The sequence below is a fragment of the Paracoccus aerius genome (genome assembly GCF_014656455.1).
GTDB lineage: Bacteria > Pseudomonadota > Alphaproteobacteria > Rhodobacterales > Rhodobacteraceae > Paracoccus > Paracoccus aerius.
In genome coordinates this window covers 105,140-113,327 of record NZ_BNCL01000012.1, presented here as the reverse complement: position 1 = coordinate 113,327, position 8,188 = coordinate 105,140, and the positions used below count along the sequence as shown (strand labels likewise).

Here is an 8,188-nt window from a genome sequence, read left to right as displayed (position 1 = left end):
ACATGGTTATGGGCGGTCTGGGCGCCGACCCGGACCTTCACGGGGTTCGTGGCGCATTTGCAGGTCAGCGTGCCGCCCGCAAAGTCCGGATCGGCTCGCTTTATGCCCTTGTCGACTGCAGGATGAATAAGCACGCCTTGAGTGTTCGTCATGGTCCTCCCCTCCAATAACCACTTGGCCCTGACCTTTGTCGGCCGGATGGATCTGTAATCTAACAGAAAACGAAGATCGTGGGGATTGCGGCTTTGGCACGATCTCCAAGGCGATCGCGACAGACCCGCAATTGACGACAGCCGCCGGAAGATCGGCATCTCCTTCTTCGCCTGCATGGCGGCCGGTGAGGTTTCGATGGCCCTGCTAGTTGTATCCGTTCACACCTGCCGGGCGCCCTTCAACCAGTTCGGCCCGAGGCTCTCCGCCTCAATGTTCATCGCTATGGCCGCTGTTACTGAACAGAATGCGGTTTACCGCGGCGGCAACTGAAGAAGCGCCATACCTGGAGAACAGATCGCCGCTTGGGGCAGGTCGCGTGCTGCAGATGCAGAAGTTGGCAGCCCTGCAAACAGCAGCAGCGCCGGGGAAACGCTGCATCCTCGGCTACTCCGTTCCAGACGATGAATAATCTACATCGTCCATCAAACGACCGTTTCCTCTTGTCCTCCAACTGTGTAATCCTCCCCCTCCACGACCACGGAGCCCTTCATGTCCCTTATCGGCTATGCCCGCGTCTCGACCGGGGAACAGACGCTTGACCCTCAGCGGATGGAACTGCGGGCCGCGGGCTGCACAACCATCCACGAAGAACACGCCTCGGGGGCCGATCGGACCCGCCCTGCCCTTGCGCGGCTTCTGGCGACGATCCGGCCGGGGCAGACGCTGGTGGTGGTCCGCCTCGACCGGCTGGCGCGGTCGCTGAGCCATCTTCTGCAGGTGATCGAGACGCTGGAGGCCAGGGGCGCGCATTTCCGGTCGCTGGGCGACCCGATCGACACCACCACGGCGCAGGGCAAGTTCAGCCTGCAGGTGATGGGCGCGGTGGCGGAACTGGAGCGCGCGCTGATCCGCGAACGGACCAAGGCGGGACTGCGCGCGGCGCGCGCCCAGGGGCGGGTCGGCGGCAATCCGGCGTTGAAGGCAGGCGACCGGGACGCGATCCGCAAGCTGCGCGCGGCGCGGGACGAGACCTATTTCCAGAAGCTCGAATCCACCGCCGACACCTGGCTGCCGCTGGTGCGCCGCCACCGCCCCGACATGGCCTGGGACGACCTGACGCGGCTTCTGGGCAGCCGCACCGGCCAGCCCTGGACAGTCGAGCGGCTCAAGCGCGCCGCCCGCCGCTATGTCCGCGACGGGCTTTTGCCTGCGACGGTGCTGGACCGCGCCCCGCGCCGCACAGCGGACGACCGGCTGCTGGCCATCATCGCCGGGATGCGCCATGCCGATCCCGACCTGACGCTGGCGGGCATCGCCAAGCGGCTGGAGGACATGCGCGAACGCACGCCGCGGGGCAGCGCGAAGTGGTATCCTTCATCCGTCCGCGCCCTGCTGCTGCGGGCCGAGAAGATGGGACTGATCGCAGCCCAGCCCCCGCTGCCCTTGTCGGAAAGGCCCGGATGATATACATTGCGTGATGTAGATCAACGAAAGGGGCCGCCGATCATGCAAGTCGCGAAATGGGGCAATTCCCTGGCGGTGCGCCTGCCCGCCGACCTGGTGCGGACGCTTGACCTGCGCGAGGGCGACCATATCGACCTGCGCGCCGAGGCCGAGGGCTTCGCCGTGGTTCGCCAGCCCCGCCCCGAGGAGATCCTGGCCGGGCTGCGCCGCTTTCGCGGCCGCCTGCCCGCAGGCGACCGGCTTGACCGGGACGAGGCCAACAGGCGCTGATGCCCGGCGTCTTCTTCGACACGAATGTCATCCTCTACCTGCTGGACGAAGGCCCCAGATGCGACCGGGCCGAAGCCCTGCTGGCTGGGGGGGGCACCATCAGCGTGCAGGTTCTGAACGAGGCCCTGGTCAACTGCCTGCGCAAGGCCCGCATGACCCCGGACGAGGCCGCGGATTTCCTGCACGGCGTCCGCCAGCTTTGCACGGTGCGGGATCTGGATCTGCGCAGCCATGACATCGGCCGGGCGCTGAACGCGCGCCATGGCTTTTCGGTCTATGATTCCATGATCGTCGCCTCGGCCCTGCTGGCTGGCTGCGACATCCTGTGGTCCGAGGACATGCAGGACGGGATGCTGGTCGAAGGCCAGTTGCGGATCCGCAATCCCTTCGCCTGACCCGCCCTATTCGGCCGCGTGGAGCCGGCGCAGATACAGAAGCTCGCTGAGAATCTGGCGCAGCGAGGTCGGCGGAAAGGGCTTCTGGATCAGGGGCGCATCCTCGAAGCCCTGCGGCAGATGCTCGCGCCCATAGCCCGACACGAAGCAGAAGGGCACCGACGCCTCGCGCAGGCGCAGCGCCACGCTGTCCACCGGCTCTCCCTTCAGGTTGCCGTCCAGCAGCGCCAGGTCGAAACGATGTTCGGAAAGGGCTGACAGGGCGGCATCCACGGTCCGGGCGATCCGGACATGGCCCGCCCCCGCCAGCTCCAGTTCCTCCTGGATGTCCAAGGCGACAAGGGGTTCGTCCTCGATCACCAGGACGGCGCAGCCATGCAGAACAGCGGCGGGACGATCCGCAGCCTCGGCCGAGGCCCGGGGGGCCGCAGGGGTGCTGTCCAGGGCCTTCACGCCCTCGGACAGCCGGATGGCCCAGACGACGCCCTCGGGGCGCCAGTCGGCGGCAACTGCCCCGTCCTCGCCCCCGGCCACGGCTGCGATCAGATCGGACCCGAAGCCGCTGTGGGCGGGGGGAATCACGGCAGGCCCGCCGGTCTCGCGCCAAGTCAGGGCCAGGCCCCCCGCGTCAAGCCGCCAGTCCAGATGCACCATCCCCTGCGGCACCGACAGAGCGCCATACTTGGCCGCATTGGTCGCCAGTTCGTGCAGGGTCAGCGCCATGCGCAACATCGTGTCGGGCGTCAGTTCGACCGGGGGGCCGTTGCGGCGCAACCGGTCGGCGTCCAGCGTGCCCACCCGGATCTGGTCGTCGATCAACTGGTCCAGGGGCGCACTGGCCCAGGTGGAATCCGACAGAATCGAATGGGCGCGCGACAAGGCCTGCAGACGGCCAACGAAGCTTTGCTCGAACTCGGCCAGATCGCGCGACCGGCGCAGGCCCTGTCGTGCGATGGCCTGGACATTGGCCAGGGTGTTCTTGATGCGGTGGTTCAACTCACCAACCAGCAGGGACCGCACCTCCTCGGCGCGGCGGCGTTCGGTGATGTCCAGGATCTGCAGCGACAGGGTGCGCTGCCTGCTGCCCGACAGGATCGATCCGTGGATCTCGCAAGGGATCAGGCCCCGTTCGGCATGGCCCAGCGACAGTTCGGTCGAATGACGGGGCGCGGCATCGCCCGGCGCCAGCCAGCCCGCCAGGACGGCTGCCCCGTCGTCGTCCAGCCAGCAGGTATCAGTGGCCGGCTGGCCCAGCAGGTCTGCGGCCAGGCGGCCGAACATCCGTTCCGCCCCCTTTGACCAGGCTCGGATCACCAGATCCTGGTCGAGCGTCACGAAGGCCAGGGGCGAGTTGTCGGTATGGGCGCGCAACAGGCTGGCCGCGCGGTCGCGGTCATGGGCGATGCGCTGCATCTCGTCGTGCTGGCGCTGCAGGTCGCGGGCCTGCTGGCCGATGCGGAAGAAGACCTCGGCCTTGGATTTCAGAACCACCGGATCGACGGGCTTGAAGATGTAATCGACCGCGCCCGCCTCGTATCCCCGGAAGCGGCGGGTTTCGTCGCGTTCGGCGGCGGTGACGAAGATGATGGGCACGCCCCGGGTCCGTTCCGTGGACCGCATCAGTTCCGCCAGCTCATAGCCGTCGGTGTCGGGCATATGCACGTCCAGCAGCGCCAGGGCATAGTCATGGACCAGCATCAGCTCCAACGCCTCGGTCGCGGAATGGGCGTGATCGACCAGCAGACCGTCGCGGCGCAGCAGCGCTTCAAGCGCCAGGATGTTCTCGGCGATGTCGTCGACGATCAGGAAGCGGATGGGTCTGTCAGGCATGGGCATCTTCGCGGCTGGCGGTGCGACGCCAGATCCGGTCCGGTTCATGGAAGGCGGCGAAATGGCGGGCCTGGGACGAAAACCGCAGCGTTTCGTGGGATCCGAGGCCCAGGAAGCCGCCACGCGTCAGCGCCTCGGCGAACAGGCCAAGCGCCCGGTCCTGAAGCGGGCTGTCGAAATAGATCAGCACATTGCGGCACGACACAAGATGCACCTCGGAAAAGACCTGGTCGGTGGCCAGGTTGTGTTCGGTAAAGACCGTGCGGTCCCTCAGCCGCCGGTCAAAGGCTACCCGTCCATAGGCGGCGGTATAATGATCCGCAAGCGTTCCCGTCCCGCCTGCACGCTGATAATTCTGCGAAAAAGCGGGAAGGCGGTCAATGGCATAGACGCCGGCCTCGGCCCGGGCCAGGGCGCGGCGGTTGATCTCGGTCGCATAGAACAGCGTCCGGTCCAGCAGTCCCTCCTCCTGGAACAGGATCGCCAGCGAATAGACCTCTTCGCCATCCGCGCAGCCCGCCACCCAGACCTTGAGCGAGGGGAAGGTCCGCAGATGCGGCACGACCTCGCGCCGCAGGGCAAGGTAATAGGACGGGTCGCGGAACAGTTCGCTGACCTGCACGGTCATGGCGTCGATCACGTCTGGCAGGATCAGGGGATCGCGAAGCAGCCGCCCCTGCAGATCCGACAGGGTGGCGCAGCCCAGCCGTTCCCGCGCCAGATCCGCCCGCCTGACCAGCGAGGCGCGGGAATAGGACCGGAAGTCGTAATGCCAGCGGCGGTGCAGGGCTTCCAGGAACAGGTCCAGTTCCACCTCGTCGGCGGGATCGGCAGGAACGGGCGCGACGCTCATCTGGGCATCCAGACCCGGGTCAACGACAACAGCTTGTCCACGTCCAGGGGCTTGGACAGATAGTCGTTGGCCCCGGCCTCGATGCAGCGGTTCTGGTCCTCGGCCATGGCCTTGGCAGTCAGCATGATGATGGGCAGCGTCTTCCAGCGGTCGATCTTGCGGATCTCTCGCGTGGCGGTCAGCCCATCCATTTCCGGCATCATCACGTCCATCAGGACCAGGTCGACCTTGGGCGCCGCACCGTCGTTGATCCGTCCCAGGGCCTCGAGCGCCTCGCGCCCATTGCGCGCGATCTGGACGGTCGCGCCGTGGGGTTCGAACACGCCGGTCAGGGCATAGATGTTGCGGATGTCGTCCTCGACCACCAGGATGCGGCGGCCTTCAAGCTGGGCGTCGCGGTTCAGCGATGCGGCCAACATCCGGCGCTGCTTCTCGGGCAGTTCGGACACGACCTGGTGCAGGAACAGCGTCACCTCGTTCACCAGCCGTTCGGGAGACTTGGCGCCCTTGATGATGATCGACTTGGAATAGCGGCGCAGCCGCTGCTCCTCGGCCTCGGACAGGGCGCGCGCGGTATAGACGATCACCGGCGGGAACCCCGCGGTGCCGTCGCCGTCCAGCCGTTCCAGCAGATCGAAGCCCGACGCGTCGGGCAGCGTCATGTCCAGGACGATGCAGTCGACCGTCTGGCTCTGGCAGATGTCGAAGGCCTGGGCGGCGGTGCCCGCGCCCACGGTTTCCACCTCGTCGCTGGCCAGAAGGGCGCGCAGCCCCTCCATCTGGGCGGGATCGTCCTCGACGATCAGCACGCGGCGCAGGCGGCTTTTCAGCCGCTGTTCCAGGCTGCGGATCGCGATCTCCAACTGGTCGCGGGCCACGGGCTTCAGCATATAGCTCATCGCGCCCTGGGCCATCGCCTCGCGGGTGTAATCCTCGGCCGAGATGACATGGACGGGGATGTGCCTGGTCGCCGTGTCGCGCTTCAGCCGGTCAAGGGCCGACAGGCCGGAATGATCGGGCAGGCGCACATCCAGCACGATCGCATGGGGCATGAAGCGCCGCGCCGCGCGCACCGCGTCATCGGCCCTGTCCACGCAGACGCAGGCAAAGCCCAATTCATGCGCCAGGTCGCGCAGGACGCCGGCAAAGACCGGGTCGTCCTCGACCACCAGCATCACCCGGTCGCCGGGACGGATCGTGTCGCGATCGTCGGTGACGCCCGGCAGGCGGGCCAGCGCTGCGCCGTCATCCTCGCCTGCCCCGGCCGGGGCCAGATCGGGCGCGGGCGAGGTTTCAGCCACCGGCCGGGCGGCCGCCGCGGCCTTGCCCGGCGCGTCGGGCAGGATCAGGCTGAAGGTGCTGCCCTTGCCCTTGGCGCTTTCCAGGGTGATCCGGCCCCCCAGCAGATCGGCCAGTTCGCGCGAGATCGAGAGCCCAAGCCCCGTTCCCCCGAACCGACGCGAGATCGTGCCGTCGGCCTGCCGGAACGCCTCGAAGACTGCCTCCTGCTGGTCGGTGTCGATGCCGATGCCGGTGTCGCTCACGGAAAAGGCCGTGCCGCCGCCGGCCGCGGGACCGATGCGCAGCGTGACCCGCCCGCGCTCGGTGAATTTCAGCGCGTTGGACAGGAAGTTCCGCAGGACCTGTTCCAGCCGGGCCGGGTCTGTCTGGATCGGCTTCAGCGCCGGCGCCAGCTCGAAGCCAAGCTCCAGCCCCTTTGCCCGTGCCTGTTCTTCGAAGGCGCGCACAAGCTTTCGGGCGACGGTCTGCGGATCGACGGCTTCCGCCGCCAGATCCATCTTGCCCGCCTCGATCTTGGACAGATCCAGGATGTCGTTGATCAGCACCAGCAGATCCTTGCCCGAGCTTTCGATGGTCTCGGCCCAGCGGACCTGCTCGTCGGACAGGTTGCGGCCCCGGTTCTCGGCCAGAAGCCGGGCCATGATCAGCAGCGCGTTCAAGGGCGTGCGCAACTCATGGGACATGTTGGCCACGAATTCCGACTTGTAGCGGCTTTCGCGGGCCAGTTCGACGGTCTTCGCCTCAAGCTGGCGGCGCGACTTGGCCAGGGCGTCGCGCTGATCCTCCAGTTCCTGGGTCTGGCTTTCCAGCTGACTGTTCTGCTGTTCCAGTTCGGCCTGCTGCTCCTCCAGCCGCCGCTGGCTTTCCTGCAGGGCGCGGCTCTGCTCCTCCAACTCCTCGTTGGTCGCGGCCAGTTCCTCGGCATGGCTGCGCAGTTCCTCGGCCTGGTGGCGGGTTTCCTCCAGCAACTCCTGCAGGCGCTGCCGATACTTGACCGACCGCAGCGCAAGGCCGATCCGCTCGCCCACCCGGTCCAGCAATTCCGTTGCCCGCGGCGGCGGCGGGCCGTCGAAGCCGAATTCCAGAAGGCCGTCGATCTGTCCCCCCTCGCCCACCGGAACGATAAGCGCATGGGCGGCACGGCCCCGCGACAGGCCCGACCCCCAGCCCAATGCCTGGTCGGGGGCCAGTTCCAGATGCACGGGCCGGTCCTCGGCCAGGGCGCGGGCAAGGTGCCCGCGCGCAGCCCCGCCCCCTGCCCCAAGGCTTGCCTCGTCCACGCCCCAGGCAGCAAGCCGCGAAACCCCGGGCGCATCGCTGCCATAGGCCACGGCTGCCCGCGCGCCGATCCGGCCGGCAAGGGTCGACAGCACCCGCTCGCCCAGTTGCGCGGCGCCCGGATCGCCTTGGACCGCCTGCGACACCTCGACCTCGCCCTGGCGGATCCAGGCATCGCGGTCCAGGGCTTCGCGGTTGCGGATCAGCAGGCGGCCCATGTTGCCCAGCACCAGATAGACGATGCTGGCCATGGTCCGGTTGACGGCCGCGATGCGCGGGTCGATCCCGGCAAGATGGCTGTCGAAATAGAAGCCGGCCAGCATGGCGATGCAGGATGCAATGGCCACGGCCAGCGGTATCCAGGGCAGACTTGCGGAAAAGCTGATCGCCAGCGGAACGATGTAGATCAGCCAGACCGCCGTCCCCAGAGGAACGTAGAGATCAAGAAGAAACACGGCGCAAATGATGACAGCGATCAGCGACAGGATCGCAAGGTCCTTGGTCTTCAACACGTTCTCTCCTTGCAGCAAAGGCCGGCCGCAAGCAGCCAGCCTCGAACGCCCGGCCTGCGGCCGGGGTTCCTGGCACTGTGTGGCAAACCCGCGCCCATCTGGCAATGATTCCCGCGGCGTGGCCCGGAACC

7 protein-coding genes are annotated in these 8,188 nt (G+C 67.3%); 4 read left to right on the top strand and 3 right to left on the bottom strand.

Features of this window, described 5'->3' with window-relative positions:
- Positions 1-237 precede the first annotated feature (237 nt).
- The 4 genes from IE224_RS14320 (at position 238) to IE224_RS14305 (ending at position 2,282) form a co-directional block, all read left to right on the top strand.
- A complete protein-coding gene (locus tag IE224_RS14320; RefSeq protein WP_191311315.1) occupies positions 238-483 on the top strand; it encodes a hypothetical protein in 246 nt (81 codons plus the stop codon).
- A gap of 219 nt (positions 484-702) precedes the next feature.
- Positions 703-1,617, top strand: coding sequence for a recombinase family protein (locus IE224_RS14315; RefSeq protein WP_191311313.1), 915 nt, complete (start codon positions 703-705; stop codon positions 1,615-1,617).
- Positions 1,618-1,659: 42 nt separating this feature from the next.
- Positions 1,660-1,887, top strand: a complete 228-nt coding sequence (locus IE224_RS14310) for an AbrB/MazE/SpoVT family DNA-binding domain-containing protein (protein ID WP_167623887.1) — start codon at positions 1,660-1,662, stop codon at positions 1,885-1,887.
- A complete protein-coding gene (locus tag IE224_RS14305; RefSeq protein ID WP_191311311.1) occupies positions 1,887-2,282 on the top strand; it encodes a PIN domain-containing protein in 396 nt (131 codons plus the stop codon). The genes IE224_RS14310 and IE224_RS14305 overlap by 1 nt, the downstream gene beginning before the upstream one ends.
- Positions 2,283-2,288: 6 nt before the next feature.
- On the opposite strand, the gene IE224_RS14300 is transcribed toward IE224_RS14305, so the two are convergent.
- From IE224_RS14300 to IE224_RS14290, 3 genes are read right to left on the bottom strand one after another with little or no spacing between them, the layout of a single operon-like run.
- Positions 2,289-4,112, bottom strand: coding sequence for a response regulator (locus IE224_RS14300; protein ID WP_191311309.1), 1,824 nt, complete (start codon positions 4,110-4,112; stop codon positions 2,289-2,291).
- Positions 4,105-4,965, bottom strand: a complete 861-nt coding sequence (locus IE224_RS14295; RefSeq protein WP_191311307.1) for a CheR family methyltransferase — start codon at positions 4,963-4,965, stop codon at positions 4,105-4,107. The genes IE224_RS14300 and IE224_RS14295 overlap by 8 nt, the downstream gene beginning before the upstream one ends.
- Complete coding sequence (locus IE224_RS14290; protein ID WP_202380137.1) at positions 4,962-8,054, bottom strand: response regulator; 3,093 nt, start codon at positions 8,052-8,054, stop codon at positions 4,962-4,964. The genes IE224_RS14295 and IE224_RS14290 overlap by 4 nt, the downstream gene beginning before the upstream one ends.
- Between the last annotated feature and the right edge of the window lie 134 nt (positions 8,055-8,188).